At 32.3% G+C, this 15,844-nt stretch carries 18 protein-coding genes; 12 read left to right on the top strand and 6 right to left on the bottom strand.

The genetic code is table 11. The features are described 5' to 3' along the window. Positions 1–24: 24 nt before the first annotated feature. From BXU10_RS02365 to BXU10_RS02385, 5 genes are read right to left on the bottom strand one after another with little or no spacing between them, the layout of a single operon-like run. On the bottom strand, positions 25–558 hold the full coding sequence (locus tag BXU10_RS02365) for a MepB family protein (RefSeq protein ID WP_078225944.1): 534 nt from the start codon (positions 556–558) through the stop codon (positions 25–27). Positions 559–574: 16 nt separating this feature from the next. After that, positions 575–2,809, bottom strand: coding sequence for a hypothetical protein (locus BXU10_RS02370; protein WP_078225945.1), 2,235 nt, complete (start codon positions 2,807–2,809; stop codon positions 575–577). After that, positions 2,806–3,357, bottom strand: a complete 552-nt coding sequence (locus BXU10_RS02375) for an RNA polymerase sigma factor (protein WP_078225946.1) — start codon at positions 3,355–3,357, stop codon at positions 2,806–2,808. Before BXU10_RS02375 ends, BXU10_RS02370 begins: the two co-directional genes overlap by 4 nt. A gap of 51 nt (positions 3,358–3,408) precedes the next feature. Next, positions 3,409–3,807 (bottom strand): hypothetical protein, encoded by a 399-nt coding sequence (locus tag BXU10_RS02380; RefSeq protein WP_078225947.1) that lies wholly within the window; start codon positions 3,805–3,807, stop codon positions 3,409–3,411. Positions 3,808–3,814: 7 nt separating this feature from the next. Continuing rightward, complete coding sequence (locus BXU10_RS02385) at positions 3,815–4,675, bottom strand: protease complex subunit PrcB family protein (protein WP_078225948.1); 861 nt, start codon at positions 4,673–4,675, stop codon at positions 3,815–3,817. A gap of 180 nt (positions 4,676–4,855) precedes the next feature. Here BXU10_RS02385 and rmuC point away from each other — a divergent pair, with 180 nt between their 5' ends. From rmuC to BXU10_RS02410, 5 genes are all read left to right on the top strand, one after another. Further along, positions 4,856–6,232, top strand: coding sequence for a DNA recombination protein RmuC (rmuC, locus tag BXU10_RS02390; RefSeq protein ID WP_078225949.1), 1,377 nt, complete (start codon positions 4,856–4,858; stop codon positions 6,230–6,232). 7 nt (positions 6,233–6,239) lie between these two features. Continuing rightward, on the top strand, positions 6,240–6,605 hold the full coding sequence (locus tag BXU10_RS02395) for a 6-phosphogluconate dehydrogenase (protein ID WP_078225950.1): 366 nt from the start codon (positions 6,240–6,242) through the stop codon (positions 6,603–6,605). Between the two features lie 7 nt (positions 6,606–6,612). Then, positions 6,613–7,161 (top strand): acyl-CoA thioesterase, encoded by a 549-nt coding sequence (locus BXU10_RS02400; protein ID WP_031457614.1) that lies wholly within the window; start codon positions 6,613–6,615, stop codon positions 7,159–7,161. Between the two features lies 1 nt (position 7,162). After that, the gene (locus BXU10_RS02405) at positions 7,163–7,618 is read left to right on the top strand and encodes a hypothetical protein (RefSeq protein WP_078225951.1); all 456 of its coding nucleotides are present in this window, start codon (positions 7,163–7,165) and stop codon (positions 7,616–7,618) included. Positions 7,619–7,808: 190 nt separating this feature from the next. Beyond that, the gene (locus BXU10_RS02410) at positions 7,809–8,378 is read left to right on the top strand and encodes a YceI family protein (RefSeq protein ID WP_078225952.1); all 570 of its coding nucleotides are present in this window, start codon (positions 7,809–7,811) and stop codon (positions 8,376–8,378) included. A 10-nt stretch (positions 8,379–8,388) separates the two neighbouring features. Here the strand turns inward: BXU10_RS02410 and BXU10_RS02415 are convergent, their stop codons facing one another. Beyond that, the gene (locus tag BXU10_RS02415) at positions 8,389–9,300 is read right to left on the bottom strand and encodes a TIGR01777 family oxidoreductase (RefSeq protein WP_078225953.1); all 912 of its coding nucleotides are present in this window, start codon (positions 9,298–9,300) and stop codon (positions 8,389–8,391) included. A 97-nt stretch (positions 9,301–9,397) separates the two neighbouring features. Here BXU10_RS02415 and BXU10_RS02420 point away from each other — a divergent pair, with 97 nt between their 5' ends. The 7 genes from BXU10_RS02420 to BXU10_RS02450 all read left to right on the top strand — a co-directional run bounded on the left by BXU10_RS02420 (position 9,398) and on the right by BXU10_RS02450 (position 15,831). After that, positions 9,398–10,057: a TetR family transcriptional regulator C-terminal domain-containing protein gene (locus BXU10_RS02420; RefSeq protein ID WP_078227891.1), complete on the top strand. Its 660-nt coding sequence runs from the start codon at positions 9,398–9,400 to the stop codon at positions 10,055–10,057. Then, positions 10,058–11,365 carry an AarF/ABC1/UbiB kinase family protein gene (locus tag BXU10_RS02425; protein ID WP_078225954.1) on the top strand — a complete coding sequence of 436 codons (1,308 nt, stop codon included), beginning with the start codon at positions 10,058–10,060 and terminating at the stop codon, positions 11,363–11,365. It abuts the gene before it with no gap. Beyond that, positions 11,362–11,643, top strand: coding sequence for a TIGR03643 family protein (locus tag BXU10_RS02430; RefSeq protein WP_078225955.1), 282 nt, complete (start codon positions 11,362–11,364; stop codon positions 11,641–11,643). The genes BXU10_RS02425 and BXU10_RS02430 overlap by 4 nt, the downstream gene beginning before the upstream one ends. After that, on the top strand, positions 11,640–12,323 hold the full coding sequence (locus BXU10_RS02435; RefSeq protein WP_078225956.1) for an SDR family NAD(P)-dependent oxidoreductase: 684 nt from the start codon (positions 11,640–11,642) through the stop codon (positions 12,321–12,323). The genes BXU10_RS02430 and BXU10_RS02435 overlap by 4 nt, the downstream gene beginning before the upstream one ends. A gap of 5 nt (positions 12,324–12,328) precedes the next feature. Beyond that, positions 12,329–13,747, top strand: coding sequence for an SDR family oxidoreductase (locus tag BXU10_RS02440; RefSeq protein ID WP_078225957.1), 1,419 nt, complete (start codon positions 12,329–12,331; stop codon positions 13,745–13,747). Positions 13,748–14,037: 290 nt separating this feature from the next. Then, on the top strand, positions 14,038–14,685 hold the full coding sequence (locus tag BXU10_RS02445) for a DUF4375 domain-containing protein (protein ID WP_223255377.1): 648 nt from the start codon (positions 14,038–14,040) through the stop codon (positions 14,683–14,685). A gap of 186 nt (positions 14,686–14,871) precedes the next feature. Next, the gene (locus tag BXU10_RS02450; protein WP_078225958.1) at positions 14,872–15,831 is read left to right on the top strand and encodes a hypothetical protein; all 960 of its coding nucleotides are present in this window, start codon (positions 14,872–14,874) and stop codon (positions 15,829–15,831) included. Positions 15,832–15,844 lie beyond the last annotated feature (13 nt).

Below are 15,844 nucleotides of genomic sequence, written 5' to 3' on the forward strand. Positions count from 1 at the left end.
TTTTTTGATTCTTTTAAAAAGTACTTATTGAACATCAAATATTTTTTTTATTCTTGAAACAAAAGATGGTTTTTCTGATATTTCTAAAAAATATTCTAACTGCCATTGTTGTGTTTTCTGAGCCTGTTTGCTCGTCGTAACATCCCAAGGTGGATAAACTCTCGTAGCTCTTTTACCTTCTTTGGTTGCTGTAGAAAAAATCCCTTTTTCTAGCAAAACAGCTTTAGGAAAAATAAATTGCCCAAAACTATTTTCTTTTCGAACACTAATAATTACAAAATCTATTCTGTCCAAAAAATCAAATGGTTCAATAATTCCTGATATATTACGTTTCCATAAAGTGACAAATTGCCCCGTCTTTGTTGGCGTAATTTTAGCTTCTCTATAGCAGATTGTCTTTTTATTAATCTCAAAACGATAAGCACTATATTCAGTACTTTCTGCTTCTGGTTGAGGTTGTGTACATTCTAAATTGCAATAATCGTAAACCAGTTCTTTAGTCAAAATTAAATCATCTGGAAATGTTTTCAGATTAATCCAACTGTCCGGAATTTTCATAATTTAGTATCTTGATTTAAAACGAAACATTCAAACCAAAATTAAATGCCCACTGAAATTGATTAAAAGTTTGTTTGGTTAATGGATTGATGTAGTAATTCATACCAGGCTGAACAAAAACATTTGTCTTTTTGTATAAACGATATTGTAAAGTACTGCTTAGTAAAGTTCCGTAAACAAAGTCACTGGCATTTAAATTATCACCTATTGAATCTCCGTTTAAGGTCACATTGTTTGAAATTAATTTCCCTACAAAACCACCCGTATTTAGACTTAAACTGGTTTTGCTTTTGCTAAAAATCGCATAAGAAACTTCAAGGGGCATCTCAATATATTTTAAACTCTGTTCGATATTCCCATTTTCTGTATTATCGCTTTTTAAAGCGTTTTGAGTATTTTTTGAAACAAAAACATAGCTGGAGTTGGTTGTTATCTTTGGCGCAACTACTGCAGGACTCTGAATTAAATAGTCGCTTATTGCAGGATATGAAGCTATTTCAGATGTTTGGTAATAAGAAACATTAGCGATACTTTGACCTAATTCATTAATTTTTAAACCAGAACTTACAGCCCATTTTTTATTGAGTTTGTAATTTGTCTTTACTCCATATGAGTTCGTTTGTTTGGATTCGTTAACATTTCCTAAAGTCTTTTGCTTACCGTAATTTTGAGAATTTGCAACTCCTGCAAAAACGTCCAATGACCATTTTTCAGAATTAGGAATAGATTTACTTTCTTTGTCTTTTTCAGTTTTAACTTCTACAATTCCCTTTTCTAAATTTTGTAATTCTACTAATTGAAGAGAATCCACTTTGGTTAACAAATTAGTATATTCAGAATTTTTATTTTGATTATTTTCAGCAACAATTGTTTTTGTTGTTAGGGCTTCGTTTGAAACTTCTTTTGTTGTATTTTGTTTCTTTTCTGAAATTAAATTAGAAGAGTTTAAAACAGTAACAGCATTGTTTTTTGAAGCTAATTTTTCTTCAAAAATAGAGTTTGGTACCTGATTGTTTGAAAAAGAATTGAACGAATTTTGTTTTCCTGCTGTGAATGTTTTTTCAGCCACAGCCTGATTTTCATTTCTTTTTTCAGCTTGTAAAGCTTCATTATTTGAAAAAGAATTGAACGAATTTTGTTTTCCTGCTGTAAATGTTTTTTCAGCCACAGCCTGATTTTCATTTCTTTTTTCAGTTTGTAAAGCCTGATTGTTTGAATAAGAATTGAACGAATTTTGTTTTCCTGTTGTAAATGTTTTTTCAGCTACGGCTTGATTTTCATTTCTTTTTTCAGCTTGTAAAGCTTCATTATTTGAATAAGAATTGGAAGAGTTTTGTTTTCCTGTTGTAAATGTTTTTTCAGCCACAGCCTGATTTTCATTTCTTTTTTCAGTTTGTAAAGCCTGATTGTTTGAAAAAGAATTGAACGAATTTTGTTTTCCTGTTGTAAATGTTTTTTCAGCTACGGGTTGATTTTCATTTCTTTTTTCAGCTTGTAAAGCTTCATTATTTGAAAAAGAATTGAAAGAGTTTTGTTTTCCTGCTGTAAATGTTTTTTCAGCTACAGCCTGATTTTTATTTCTTTTTTCAGTTTGTAAAGCCTGATTGTTTGAAAAAGAATTGAAAGAGTTTTGTTTTCCTGCTGTGAATGTTTTTTCAGCCAGATCCTGATTTTCATTTCTTTTTTCAGCTTTTAAAGCCTGATTGTTTGAAAAAGAATTGAACGAATTTTGTTTTCCTGCTGTGAATGTTTTTTCAGCCACAGCCTGATTTGTATTTTTTGTTGTATTTTTTGATTTCTGGTCAGAAATACCGGAATTGATTTTAGTACTGAAATTTTTAGGAGTAATTGTTGTTCTATATGGATTGTTGTTTTGAGGATTATTAGATTCTTTTACGGTATTTTCTAAAGATGAATTTTCAACAACATCAGCCTTTTTTTCTGCATTATTTTCTTCAGTACCTATTTTTTTGTTACTCTCTGCGTTTTGTTTGTTTTCGTCAAGAACAACGTTTTTTTCTATCGATTCTTTATTTATTGTTTCAATTCCTGAATCAGAATTAAAACGTAAAACAGAAGGAAGCAATAGCCCTAGTAAAAGGCATGCAGCAGCAGACCACCAAAGAATTGCTCTTTTTTTCTTTTTGGGTTTATCAAGTTCTTCTTCAATTTTATTCCATAATTCGGGTGGTGGGACACTCGAAAAATTTTCCATTGATGAAAAAATATCTTCTATTTTCTGCTTTTTCATGCTGTTTTAAAATTTTTAATACTCAAAATTCTTTTTTGTAAAATTCGTTTGGCCCTGTTTAAATTTGATTTAGAAGTGCCTTCTGAAATTTTGAGTTGTTCTGCAATCTCTCTATGTTTCATTTTTTCAAAAACATATAAGTTAAAAACCATGCGGTATTGATCAGGTAAGTCCCGGATATATTCGAGTAATTTTTCTTGTGCTATCGGAATAATTTCTAATTCCTCTTCTTCCACAAAATCGGTATCAGGATCAAAAACATCCAAAAAGAAACTTTCTTTTTTTTTCTTATTTAAAGTTTCGATTAGTTTATTGATAAAAATTCGTTTCAGCCAACCTTCAAAACTGCCTTCAAATTTATATTGATGGATTTTTTGAAAAACAATAACAAACGCCTCTTGAAAAACATCTTTGGCATCGTCTTCATTTTTCATATATTTTAAGCAAATACCATACAAAACAGGAGAGAACAACTGATAAATTTTCAGTTGTCCTGCTCTGTCATTCTGTATGCATTGTTTAATGTATATGTCTAAATCGTCTTTCAAAAAGAGGTGTTGTTTGGTTTAGGCAAAAATAACTTTTTTTAGACTCTTAACCTATTTTTTATAGATAGTACGTGTACCATCAGAGTCATTACTTATGATTGTTAAGTTTTGATTATCAAGGTTTTCTATAATGTATGTTTTGCCTTCAAAAGAGATCAGATCCTTTTCTGACTGGTCAAAAAAACTGATCCCTTTTTTGATTTCATACGTACTGTTGCGAATCTCAACATCATCTTTGTAAGTGATGATTTTTCCATCATTGGTAAAAACTATTTTTTTATTGAATCCTATTGTTTTAGGAGTAGAAACATATGGATTATTTTCTCCGCCAATCGTTTTTTTCCAGACCCACGTATCAATAATGGGATTGGTTTTAGTTGTGTTAACTTCAAATGAATAAGCAGTTGTAAAAATGATAAGTACAATAAAAAGGAATAGTTTTTTTGTCATGATTTGTTTAAATTTTTAAGAGTACAATTTTGTCTTTAATTGCCTTCTTGAAAGCTTTCACTTCTGTACTTTGATCTGCTGTATCAGTATTGTCGATATAGATTTTTGTTGTACTGGCACCTTGGTGTAATTCAAAATAAACACCACCCTGATTTGCCGGGTCTGGAGATCCGTAGGTTTTGGTTTGGCCTTTTAAGTTTAAGATTTCAGTTGGGACACTTTTCAGGAACAACGTGTATTCACCCCTTTTTATTGTAGCAGTATATTTATATTGTCCAAATTCATAAATTCCGGTAGCTACATTTAGATATTTAAGAATATTGTAATCATTTAGTTGGAAAAAGTCATTAACACTGCCAAAAGTTCCAATAACAATATTGTCTTTGTTTTCTGTAGTTTTGTTAAAATAAATAGGTTTTGTCGTTTTAGGAATCAAAACATAATCAGCAGGATAGGTTGCAGTTGGACTAGTGGTCTCTCCGCTTTGTGGTCCGTGCTCATAAAAATTAACAACAATCTGGCAATTGTTTTCTACAATCGAAGTGATTTTTATACCGTAACCTGTGGTTGATTTTTGACCAGAATAAAGTCCAATCAAAAAGTTATTAGTGAAATTAATATTTGGATCACTGGCAACAGTACATGAATTAGCATGTTGTGTGAAATACTGATTCAGTTTTTCCTGGCTATTTACAATTATAGCTGCAGGATTGGGTAAGGCCTCTTTAATTGTATAGTTGCAGGAAAGAGGAAAGCCGGTAAATGAAACGTTAGTATATGTTCCACACGTATCTTGAGGTAAATCATCATTCAGTGAACACGCACTGAATCCAAAAGCTATAAATAAGCTTAACATTAACTTTTTCATGAATTTTATTATTAGGTTTATATTTAGTAGATGTAATTGTTTTAAAATGGTTGCGTTGAAATTTTTTAGATGACTGAATTGTTTATTTAATTTAGATTAGATACTAATTCGTGAAATATTAATTGTAAAGAATAAGAACTACGTATTATTGCGTACTTTTACTTAAAAATTTACGTGTTTATGTTGGATTTTGTTCCGTTTCTGGTGGTTTTCGTTTTGGCTTTATTCCTGGGCATTTACTTGGGCAGAGTTTTGTCTTCGTCTAAATTTGAATCAGAGAAAGTAAGTTTGAATGAAAAACTTAATGGAGCAAATTCGCAATTTCTATTGCAGAGAGAACAATTTCTAAACGAAAAGAACAGTTTTGAAAAACAGCTTCATTTAATCCATTCAGAGAAAGAAAATATTCGAAATGAGAAAGATAGTTTAGCAATTCAGCTATCAAAAAAAGAAGCTGATTTTGAAAATTTATGGGAACGCCACAAAGAACAAAAAGCAGAAATAACAGCACTGCAGGAAAAATTTACTAAAGAATTCGAAAATTTAGCCAATAAAATCCTCGAAGAAAAATCAGCAAAATTTACTGAGCAGAATTCCGTAAATATGAAAAATATCCTGTTGCCTCTGCAGGATAAAATTCAGGGTTTTGAGCAAAAAGTAGAACAAACTCATAAAGAAAGTATCGATTACCACGCAGCTTTGCGCCAGCAGATTTTAGGTTTGAGCGAAATGAATATTCAGATGAGCAAAGAGACTTTAAATTTGACCAGGGCGCTGAAAGGAGACAGCAAAATGCAGGGTAATTGGGGCGAACTGGTTTTAGAACGTGTTTTGGAAAAATCAGGACTGGAAAAAGGAAGGGAATATGAAGTTCAGCAAAGTTTTACCAATAATGAAGGGAATCGTGTTTTTCCTGATTTAGTCATTAATCTTCCCGACGGAAAAAAAATGATTGTCGACTCAAAAGTATCGCTAACCGCTTATGAAAAATGGATTAATGAAGAAGAGGAATTTCTTAAAGCTGATCTTTTAAAAGAACATGTCAACTCCATCAAACGGCATGTCGAGCAATTAGGGAGCAAGAACTATCATGATCTGTATCAAATTGAAAGTCCGGATTTTGTTTTGCTTTTTATTCCTATTGAACCCGCTTTTGCCATTGCTTTAAATCAGGATTCTAATTTGTACAATAAAGCTTTTGAGAAAAACATTGTTATTGTAACACCAACTACCTTATTGGCAACTTTACGAACGATTGATAGTATGTGGGCCAACCAGAAGCAACAGGAAAATGCTTTTGAGATTGCACGTCAGGCCGGAGCATTGTATGATAAGTTTGAAGGTTTTGTAACTGATTTAGTAAAAATTGGAAATAAAATAAAAGATACCAAAGCCGAATATGAAAATGCAATGAATAAACTTGTTGACGGGAAAGGAAACCTGATTTCGAGTGTTGAAAAGTTAAAAAAAATGGGAGCGAAAGCCAAAAAATCACTTCCTGAAAATATTATTACAAGAGCTTCAAACAATACTGATGAAAACCAATCTTTAAATTAAAAACAGAATGAAAAGAATTTTAATGATTATTGCCGTTGCTTGTGTGTTGATTGGAACAATATATTTTGCATTTATTTATTATGTGCCTTATAGCGAAGGTTATCGTTCAGGTGAATTAATTAAGTTGAGCCATAAAGGAGTTATGATGAAAACATGGGAAGGCGAGTTGAGCCAGGGCGTTTCCGGTTCGCAAATATTTCGTTTCTCTGTTTTAGACAGTGATAAAAAAGTGATTGATGACTTGAATGAGTTGCAAGGTCAATATGTAAAACTCACGTATGTCGAAAGATATAAAACCTTTAGCTGGTGGGGTGATACCCAATTTTTTATCACAGCTGTTCAAAAAGAAAATTCTCCTTTTAAATACAAATAATTATAATATGACTACAGATTTCAAACCCGTTTCTTCATCGAAAATAAGTATTTCAGAATTAATGCTTCCGTCACATACCAATTTTAGCGGTAAAATTCATGGAGGATATGTTTTGCAATTGCTGGATCAGATTGCTTTTGCCTGTGCTTCAAAATTTTGCGGGAATTATTGTGTAACGGCTTCTGTTGATACGGTAAACTTTTTAAAACCTATTGAAGTAGGCGAGTTGGTTACAATGAAAGCATCAGTAAATTATGTGGGTCGGAGTTCTATGATTGTAGGTATTCGTGTTGAGGCAGAGAACATTCAGACCGGGGCTGTCAAACATTGCAATTCATCCTATTTCACTATGGTTGCGAAAGACAAGGAAGGTAAAAGTGTTCAGGTTCCAGGACTAATTTTAACCAATTTGGATGAAGTACGCCGTTTTAGAAAATGTATCAAACAAATTGAAACCAAAAAAGAAATAGAAGAACATGCCAAAGAAGCAAAAGTGAATTCTATCGAAGATTTGGCTAGTTTAGATAAATATAATGTGTTGTTGGAAATTGGATAGTATGATAAAATATATTTACAGCAAACCTTATTTTTTATTTTTAGCCTTTATAACGATTCTTTTAATAATTGGGTTTATAAATATTAAAGAGATGTTGGATATCAATATTCATGATACCTATTTGGTTATTTCTTATTTAGATTTTGCTTTACTTTCATCGTTTATTTATGGCGCTTTAGGACTAATTTATTTTGCTCTGATAAGATTTAATTTATCATTGATAAAATGGATGACGATTGCCCATGTAATTATTTCGATAGGAGGTTATTGTTCAATAGCCAGTTTTTTTCTGCTTATTAGGGAAACAGCTCCGGGAGATTTTGAAACTCTTTTAGATGATATGCATTTTAATGAAAGAATAAATTGGGGAATATTTATAACTTCATTTATAATAATCATCACTCAGATTTTATTCTTTATAAATGCAATTTATGCTCTAATAAAAGGCAGAAGATAATAGTAAAAAATTCACAAATATTTAGCATTAAATCCTCAACTCTATCCCTCGGATTTTCGTAAATTTAAGTACATGGTTGTATTACTATGTTTTACGGAGTTACGCCATTCGATTTTTTTAATCTGATTCATTTCAGCTTTTCTTTCTTTAAATAAAACCGAATGATATAATTGTTTAATTGCAGACGATTATGAAAAAAACTATTTTATTTATTCTGCTATTTACCACTTATTCTATTATTGCTCAGGAAAAAATAACTACCAGCAAAGCAATAATAAATTTTGAAGCTTCAGTGCCATTTTTTGAAGAAATAAAAGCGGTAAACAGTTCGGTTTTGATTATTTTGGAGCCCAAAACAAGTACTTTTTTATGTACTGTTATTATGAGAGATTTTCATTTTAAACTGGATTTGATGGAAGAGCATTTCAATGAAAATTATATCGAAAGCAACCGGTACCCTAAAGCTTTTTTTAAAGGAAAAATCGAAAAATTTGATTTAAAAGACATTGATGAAGTTGAAAAAGAATACGTAATTAAAGGTAGATTAATGATTCGTGGAAAATCTAAAGAAATAGTGGTAAAGGCAATGTTTAAAAAAGCCAATGGAGGAATACGAATTACATCAGATTTTCCAATTTCTACTGCTGATTTTGATATTGAAATTCCGGACAGAATAGCTTCAAAAATTGGAAAAATTGCAAAAACTCAATTAAACGGAGTTATTGGTGGTGATGAACAAAATCTACTGACTCTAAAATAAAAATTAATTTTTAAGGCAAACAATTAGAAAGCGCTGTTTTTAAATCTTCATAAAGGAAATGAACACCTGCTTTTTTAATTTTTTCCGATGAAACTCTTTGACCGTTTAGGACGGCAACACTCATTTCTCCTAAAAATAGTTTAAGGATAAATGCATGGATTTTAGGAAGCCAAATCGAATATCCATACAAATTGGCAAGTGTTTTAGATAATATTGCGTTTGTAGTATTGTCTAAAACAGTTGCATTATAAGCACCATTTATTTGCTCATCCTGAATGGCTTTTAAATAAATAATGCATAAATCTTCAATGTGAATCCAGGGCAAATATTGTTTTCCGGTTCCTAATACTGTTCCAAATCCGATTTTAAAACCAGGTGTAAGTTTTTTTAAAAAACCTTCATTTCTTCCTAATACAATTCCTGTTCTGATTTTTACAGTTCTAATTCCTAAAGATTCAATTTTATCAACGGCTTGTTCCCATTTTTGACAAGTCATTCCTAAAAAATCATTTGCCGGAGGGGTGCTCTCTGTACAAATTTCATTGCTTGTTGCTGCTCCGTAAATTCCAATTGCTGACGCAGAAACAAATGCATGCAATGATTTATTGTTTTTTTGAAGAACTGAATGAATAAGGTCAATGGGTTTGGTGCGACTTTCTAAAATATCTTTTTTGCGTTTGGCTGTCCATCTTTTCTCTACAATTCCTTCGCCTGCTAAATGGATAATATAATCTGCTTTAAGAATGGCCTCTTCGTCAATATAATTACGTTCCAAATCCCATTTGTAATAGGTTATGGCACCGGAGTTATTATTGTCACTTCTGCTTAGAATAGATACAGAGAAACCATTAGAAATCAATATGTCGATAAGATATTTACCGATAAATCCGGTACCGCCAGTTAATAAAACATTTTTTGCCATGATAGTTTATAATATATTTAACAGAAGGTTTTGTTTAACGATACACAAATATAGTTAAACATTGCGTACCTTTAAGGCAAATTCTAAATTTAATGAAATGGCAACTAAAAATAAGATAATCACAAAGGATGATATCGTTTCAAAATACATGAATGAGGTTTTGGAAAAAGGAGAAAAGCCAAAATCAGTTTATCTTTTTGCAAAGCATAATCACTTTACAGAAGCTGAGTTTTATACTTTTTTTGGAACACTGGAAAGTTTAGAAAAAGAAATTTTTAGACTGTTTTTTGAAAATTCTTTTAATTTACTGCATCAGCATGAAGACTATCCGCAATATGATATGAAGAATAAAATGCTGAGTTTTTATTTCACTTTTTTTGAAATTTTGGCAGCCAACAGAAGTTACGTTTTACAATCTTTAAAACGGGACAGAAATCCATTAAAGAATTTAGTACAGCTGACGACACTTCGCGAAGCATTTAAAAATTATGTTTCCGAAATCCTGACTGATGATTACAGGCTGGAGCAGGAGAAATTGCAAAAATATCAGGAAAAAGCCATTCAGGAAAGTGCCTGGCTGCAGCTGATGATGACCATAAAATTCTGGATGGACGATGATTCTGCAGCATTTGAAAAAACAGATATTTTCATAGAAAAATCTGTAAATGCTTCATTCGAATTAATGAATGTTAAACCATTAAACCATCTGATTGACTTTGGGAAATTCCTTTTCAAAGAAAAAATATACAGCAAATAAATGAAAACAATCGATTATATACCCACGTCAAAAATTGAAAGAGCCAGCAAATTGGTACAGACCGGTGCAAAAATAGGTGTTAACTATGTGAAGCATTATGCTGAAAAAATGGTTAATCCAGACTTGACCCGAGATAAACTCAATGAAAATAATGCTGAAGATATTTACGATGGCTTAAAAAGCCTAAAAGGAAGCGCTTTAAAAGTCGCGCAGATGCTGAGCATGGACAAGAATTTTCTGCCTCAGGCGTATGTAGAGAAGTTCTCTTTGTCGCAGTTTTCTGTTCCGCCACTTTCAGCTCCATTGGTTTTAAAAACATTTAAAAATAATTTAGGCAAAACACCTTATGAAATCTTTGATGAATTCAATGCCAATTCTGTCAATGCGGCAAGTATTGGTCAGGTTCATCTGGCTGTTAAAAACGATAAAAAACTAGCCGTTAAAATTCAATATCCGGGTGTTGCCAATAGTATTTCGTCAGATTTGGCTTTGGTCAAACCTATTGCGATTCGAATGTTTAATTTACAAGGAAAAGATTCTGATAAATATTTTAAGGAAGTTGAAGACAAACTGATTGAAGAAACCAATTATTTACTGGAACTCAAACAAAGCCAGGAAGTGGTTGCGGCCTGCAGTAAAATCGAAAACATTCTTTTCCCAAACTATTATCCTGAATTTTCATCAGAGAAAATCATCACGATGGACTGGATGACCGGAATTCATCTTTCTGAGTTTACGGCAAAAGATTTTGATCGTGAAACCGGAGATAAAATTGGTCAGGCACTTTGGGACTTTTATATGTACCAGATTCATGTTTTGCGAAAAGTTCACGCTGATCCGCATCCCGGAAATTTTCTCGTTGACGATCAAAACCATTTGATTGCAATTGATTTTGGATGTATGAAACAGATTCCAAATGAATTTTATGTACCGTATTTCGAGTTAATCAACAAAAACGTCATTAGCGATAAAAATCGATTCAACGAGAAATTATTCGAATTAGAGATTCTTCGACCAGATGATTCACCTGCAGAAATCGAGTATTTTACAGAGATGTTTCATGATTTGTTATCGCTTTTCACGAAACCGTTTCAGGACGAAACCTTCGATTTTGCTGATGTAACTTTCTTCGAAAATATCGCAAAATTAGGAGAACGTTTTTCTAACGATACTAATCTTAAAAAAATGAATGGGAATCGCGGTTCCAAACATTTTATTTATATGAATCGTACTTTTTTCGGTTTGTATAATCTGATGTTTGATTTGAAAGCAAAAATTGTGGTTAACCAATTTCAAAAATACAAATGATTAAACAAGAAATGACCGAACTCGAAAAAGACAGAATCATAGAAATGGCATGGGAAGACCGAACAACTTTTGATGCTATCTTTATACAATTTGGTTTAAAAGAACAGGAAGTTATCGATTTAATGCGAATCGAAATGAAAGCTTCAAGTTTTAAAATGTGGCGCGAACGTGTTCAGGGACGGAAAACCAAACATGAAAAATTGAGAGACTTTACAAAAGGCCGTTTCAAATGTTCCAGACAAAGACATATAAGTCATAATAAAATTTCGAAAAGATGAAGAATATTCTAATCGTCGGAGGAAGCAAAGGTATTGGGAATGCAGTTTTACAGCAGCAGTTAGAACGTAATAACGTTTTTAATATCAGTCGGACCGAACCCAATTTTAGTCATTCCAACCTGACTCATTTTAATTTGGATGTGTTGAAGGATGAACTTCCTGATATCGAAAATATAGACACTTTGATTTATTGTCCGGGATCGATAACTTTAAAACCTATTTCGGGCTTAAGTGTTGATGATTTCAGGAATGATTTTGAAATCAATGTCATTGGTGCCGTAAAAGTAATTCAGAAATACCTGCCAGTTTTAAAAAAAGGCAATCAGCCTTCCATTGTTTTGTTCAGTACCGTTGCTGCAAAATTAGGGATGCCTTTTCACGCCAGTATCGCAACTGCAAAAGCAGGTGTTGAAGGTTTGGTAAAATCACTTGGAGCTGAATTGGCTCCCACAATACGTGTCAATGCAATTGCACCCACAATTACCGAAACGTCACTTTCAGCTTCCATACTGCGAAACGATCGTATGAAAGAAAATATGATTGAACGCCATCCCATGAAAAGTTATTTAAAACCTGATGAAGTGGCTAATATGGTTGATTTCCTAATCTCTGAAAAAGCAAATTCTATTTCAGGTCAGGTTTTCGAAATGGATTATGGTCTGGTGAGTTTTAAAATCTAAAAAACATGAAAATTCTCTTAACAGGTGCTACAGGTTACATAGGAAAACGTATTTTACCTATTTTAGTGGATAAAGGGCATGATGTAATTTGCTGTGTAAGAGATAAAAACAGATTTTATATTCCGGAAGAATTTCAACAAAAAGTGCAGGTTATAGAAGTTGATTTTTTAGATAAAGAAACTTTAATAAATATTCCAACAGCTATTGATGCCGCTTTTTATCTTATCCATTCGATGTCCGGTTCTGACACCAATTATGACGAACTGGAAAGTATTTCGGCAACGAATTTCTCTGAAAGAATCAATCAAACCCAGGCACAGCAAATCTTATATTTAAGCGGAATTGTAAATGATAAATCGCTCTCAAAACATCTGTCTTCCCGAAAAAATGTCGAAAGCATTTTAGCGAAATCAAAAGTTCCGTTGACGACGTTAAGAGCAGGAATTATAGTAGGATCCGGAAGTGCTTCTTTCGAAATTATCCGTGATCTGGTCAACAAACTTCCGGTCATGATTACTCCCAAATGGCTCAATACAAAATGTCAGCCTATTGCCATCAATGATGTATTGGAATTCCTTTCAAAATCACTTTTAAATCCGGTTACTTACAACCAGAGTTTCGATATTGGAGGTCCGGATATTCTAACCTACAAGGAAATGTTACTGGCTTTCGCCGAAGCAAAAAACCTAAAAAGATATATTTTTACCATTCCGGTCATGACACCTAAACTGTCATCGTACTGGCTGTATTTTGTAACCTCGACCTCTTATAAACTGGCAGCAGCCTTAGTTAGCAGCATGAAAGTTGAGGTGATTTGCAGTGATCATCGCATCAACGAACTTTTAGGCGTAAAGCCAATTCCTTACAAAGAAGCACTTTCCAGGGCTTTATCAAAAGTTGGGGAAGACAAAGTAGTATCAAGCTGGAAAGATTCCCTGATCAGCGGAAGGTTCAGCCAAAGCATTTCCAATCATTTAAAGGTGCCTAAAAAAGGCTGTTACATTGACCGAAGAAAAAAAGAAATCCTCGACCGTGAGTATACAATTGAGCGAATTTGGTCGATAGGAGGGGAAACTGGCTGGTATTATGGCGATTGGCTCTGGAGTTTCAGAGGCTTTATCGATAAGTTATTTGGTGGTGTAGGCTCCCGTCGTGGACGAACCAATAAACATACTATTTATGCCGGCGATGCACTCGATTTTTGGCGCGTTTTGTATGCTAATAAAAAAGAAGGAAAACTGATTTTATACGCCGAAATGAAACTGCCCGGCGAAGCATGGCTCGAATTTAAGATCATTCACAATACGTTATATCAGGCGGCGACTTTTAAGCCAAAAGGAATCTTAGGAAAATTATATTGGTATTCCGTACTGCCTTTTCACGGCTTTATCTTCAACGGAATGCTGAATAAACTCATTAAATAGTTTCAGGAGCTATTTCCAGCTGTCTACTGTATCTTTTGTGGTCTCGTTTTTTTTAAAACGAGACCACAAAAGGATGCCGTTCCCATCTGGGCTAGGGCATTAATTTTCATAAGAGGTTTTTCATGATTTATGAATCGTATTTTTTTTACAGTTTGTAAGAAAAAATAAATATATTTGGGAGAAATAATACGAAACAAAACATGCGCATAACATACCAATTTGGAATAAAATGAGTTGAATTTATGCGTATATAAACTAGTTAGCGGTCAGGCTGAAAAAAAAACAGACGAATGAAAAGAAATTTAGTAATTATGGGAATTATATCGACAATATTAAGTCTAATTGGCTGTTCTGGAAACACAAAAAAAGACGACGAAAAACTCTCAAAAGAAACTGAAGAAAAACTTACTCAATCAATTGACGCGTTTAAAAACAGACCAATTTACAAGAAACTGACTGAAAAAATTATTGACAATACTTCTGACGATAATTTATTGCAGGTAGTTTTTGACTACTTATCGCAGAAACAATCAGCAGATTACGAAAATGAATTCGAAACTGTAATGAGTTGGAATAAATCAAAACAAGCAATTTATATGATTTGGGCTTTAGAATCAGAAGTTAATAATGGTGGTTATAATCAGTTTTACTTTAATTCAAGTGGACAATTTTATAAATATTTGCCCGAAGCTTTAAAACTAGTTGGAGCTAATAAATTTTCAGAATTGACGAAACGAGCGAATGAAACTTTTGAAAGAGAAAATCCAAAAATCACACAACATCAAGACGGAACAATAGAAGGTTTTAGTAAATCTTATGAAGACAATCCATTGAATAAGTTTGACGATGAATTTTATAAAGTTTACGACACTGAAAATTTACAACAATTACAAGTAGATTTTATTAGAAAACATAAAACTGAATTTATCGACAACTGAAACGTGAAAAAAGCCCGAACCGCTAACAGCCACTACAACGGATTTGGGTATTTGGCTTAATGGAAAAACGGTCTTGTATTTGGGATGATTTGGCAAATCCGAAAATAGGGCTTAATTTAGTCCCAAACCCGCTGTAGTGCCAGAACGTTACCAGCAAGTTTGCCGCAGAATCTTAAAAACAACCAAATGAGAATTAAAACATTATTTTTTTTACTTTTTATATCAACTTTAGCATTTAGTCAATCTAAAGAAAAAATATCGTTAGAATGGAAAATATCCAAAAATGATACTTTGAAATATAAAACTACAATGAATGCTATTAAAGAAAAAAGCGAAGTTTCGAGTAAAAATGACTCTACTTCTATTTTCTCTGATAAAGACTTCGAAAAAATACGAGAATCACTCTCAGAAATTAATTCAGGTATGAAATATCAAACTAATCTTTTCGTAAACAAAAAAGATGAAAAACTAATAGATATTGAAATGCTAATGTTTAACGAAGAAAAAGATAATTCTATTGAGAAGTTTAAAGAAATAATGTCTCAAGAAAAAGCTGAAAATAAACAAAAAGGGAAAAAGAAAAAAGACAAAAATAAAATTGATGAAATAGAAAAAGATAGTCTAAACTTTAAAAACCTTTACAAAGGATTAGTTGGTTTAAATGGTAATGTCGTTTTGAGAGGGAGAATTACTAATTCTGGTGAAATTGTAAGTACATATTATAAAAATTCTCAAAAAAATCTAATTTCAGTATTATTTGAACTTCCAAATAGAAAAGTTGAAATTGGAGAAAAATGGAAACTCAACTTAAGTTTAATCGAAATGGATCAAAATTTTGTTTGCGATAGTTTAAGCAATGAAAACTCAGTTTATATTGAACGAATCGTAGAAAAAGATGGCGACCAAATTGCTGTAATTAAATATAATATAAAAGAATACGTAATCGGAGATTTTAGAAATCCAATGGGTGGAATGTTTGGAATGGAAACTGACAAAAAAACATTTATGAAAATTTCGCATAATGCAACAGGTAATTTTTCAATTCTTAAAGGAAAATGGATTAATTATGAAGGCGTAATGGAAATTGAAAGTAATTTTTCAATGTTTGGCGGAAAATCAAAAACAGAATTCAAACTAATAGAATAAAAAAAAAACCTGC

The organism is Flavobacterium sp. LM4, assembly GCF_002017935.1.
GTDB lineage: Bacteria > Bacteroidota > Bacteroidia > Flavobacteriales > Flavobacteriaceae > Flavobacterium > Flavobacterium chungangense.

Coding starts and splice junctions, on each gene's coding strand:
- BXU10_RS02395 (WP_078225950.1), top strand. CDS start 6,240: ATGAAAAGAATTTTAATGATTATTGCCGTTGCTTGTGTGTTGATTGGA.
- BXU10_RS02430 (WP_078225955.1), top strand. CDS start 11,362: ATGATTAAACAAGAAATGACCGAACTCGAAAAAGACAGAATCATAGAA.
- BXU10_RS02380 (WP_078225947.1), bottom strand. CDS start 3,807: ATGACAAAAAAACTATTCCTTTTTATTGTACTTATCATTTTTACAACT.
- BXU10_RS02410 (WP_078225952.1), top strand. CDS start 7,809: ATGAAAAAAACTATTTTATTTATTCTGCTATTTACCACTTATTCTATT.
- BXU10_RS02420 (WP_078227891.1), top strand. CDS start 9,398: ATGGCAACTAAAAATAAGATAATCACAAAGGATGATATCGTTTCAAAA.
- BXU10_RS02400 (WP_031457614.1), top strand. CDS start 6,613: ATGACTACAGATTTCAAACCCGTTTCTTCATCGAAAATAAGTATTTCA.
- BXU10_RS02385 (WP_078225948.1), bottom strand. CDS start 4,675: ATGAAAAAGTTAATGTTAAGCTTATTTATAGCTTTTGGATTCAGTGCG.
- BXU10_RS02370 (WP_078225945.1), bottom strand. CDS start 2,809: ATGAAAAAGCAGAAAATAGAAGATATTTTTTCATCAATGGAAAATTTT.
- BXU10_RS02365 (WP_078225944.1), bottom strand. CDS start 558: ATGAAAATTCCGGACAGTTGGATTAATCTGAAAACATTTCCAGATGAT.
- BXU10_RS02440 (WP_078225957.1), top strand. CDS start 12,329: ATGAAAATTCTCTTAACAGGTGCTACAGGTTACATAGGAAAACGTATT.
- BXU10_RS02405 (WP_078225951.1), top strand. CDS start 7,163: ATGATAAAATATATTTACAGCAAACCTTATTTTTTATTTTTAGCCTTT.
- rmuC (WP_078225949.1), top strand. CDS start 4,856: ATGTTGGATTTTGTTCCGTTTCTGGTGGTTTTCGTTTTGGCTTTATTC.
- BXU10_RS02450 (WP_078225958.1), top strand. CDS start 14,872: ATGAGAATTAAAACATTATTTTTTTTACTTTTTATATCAACTTTAGCA.
- BXU10_RS02445 (WP_223255377.1), top strand. CDS start 14,038: ATGAAAAGAAATTTAGTAATTATGGGAATTATATCGACAATATTAAGT.
- BXU10_RS02435 (WP_078225956.1), top strand. CDS start 11,640: ATGAAGAATATTCTAATCGTCGGAGGAAGCAAAGGTATTGGGAATGCA.
- BXU10_RS02425 (WP_078225954.1), top strand. CDS start 10,058: ATGAAAACAATCGATTATATACCCACGTCAAAAATTGAAAGAGCCAGC.
- BXU10_RS02415 (WP_078225953.1), bottom strand. CDS start 9,300: ATGGCAAAAAATGTTTTATTAACTGGCGGTACCGGATTTATCGGTAAA.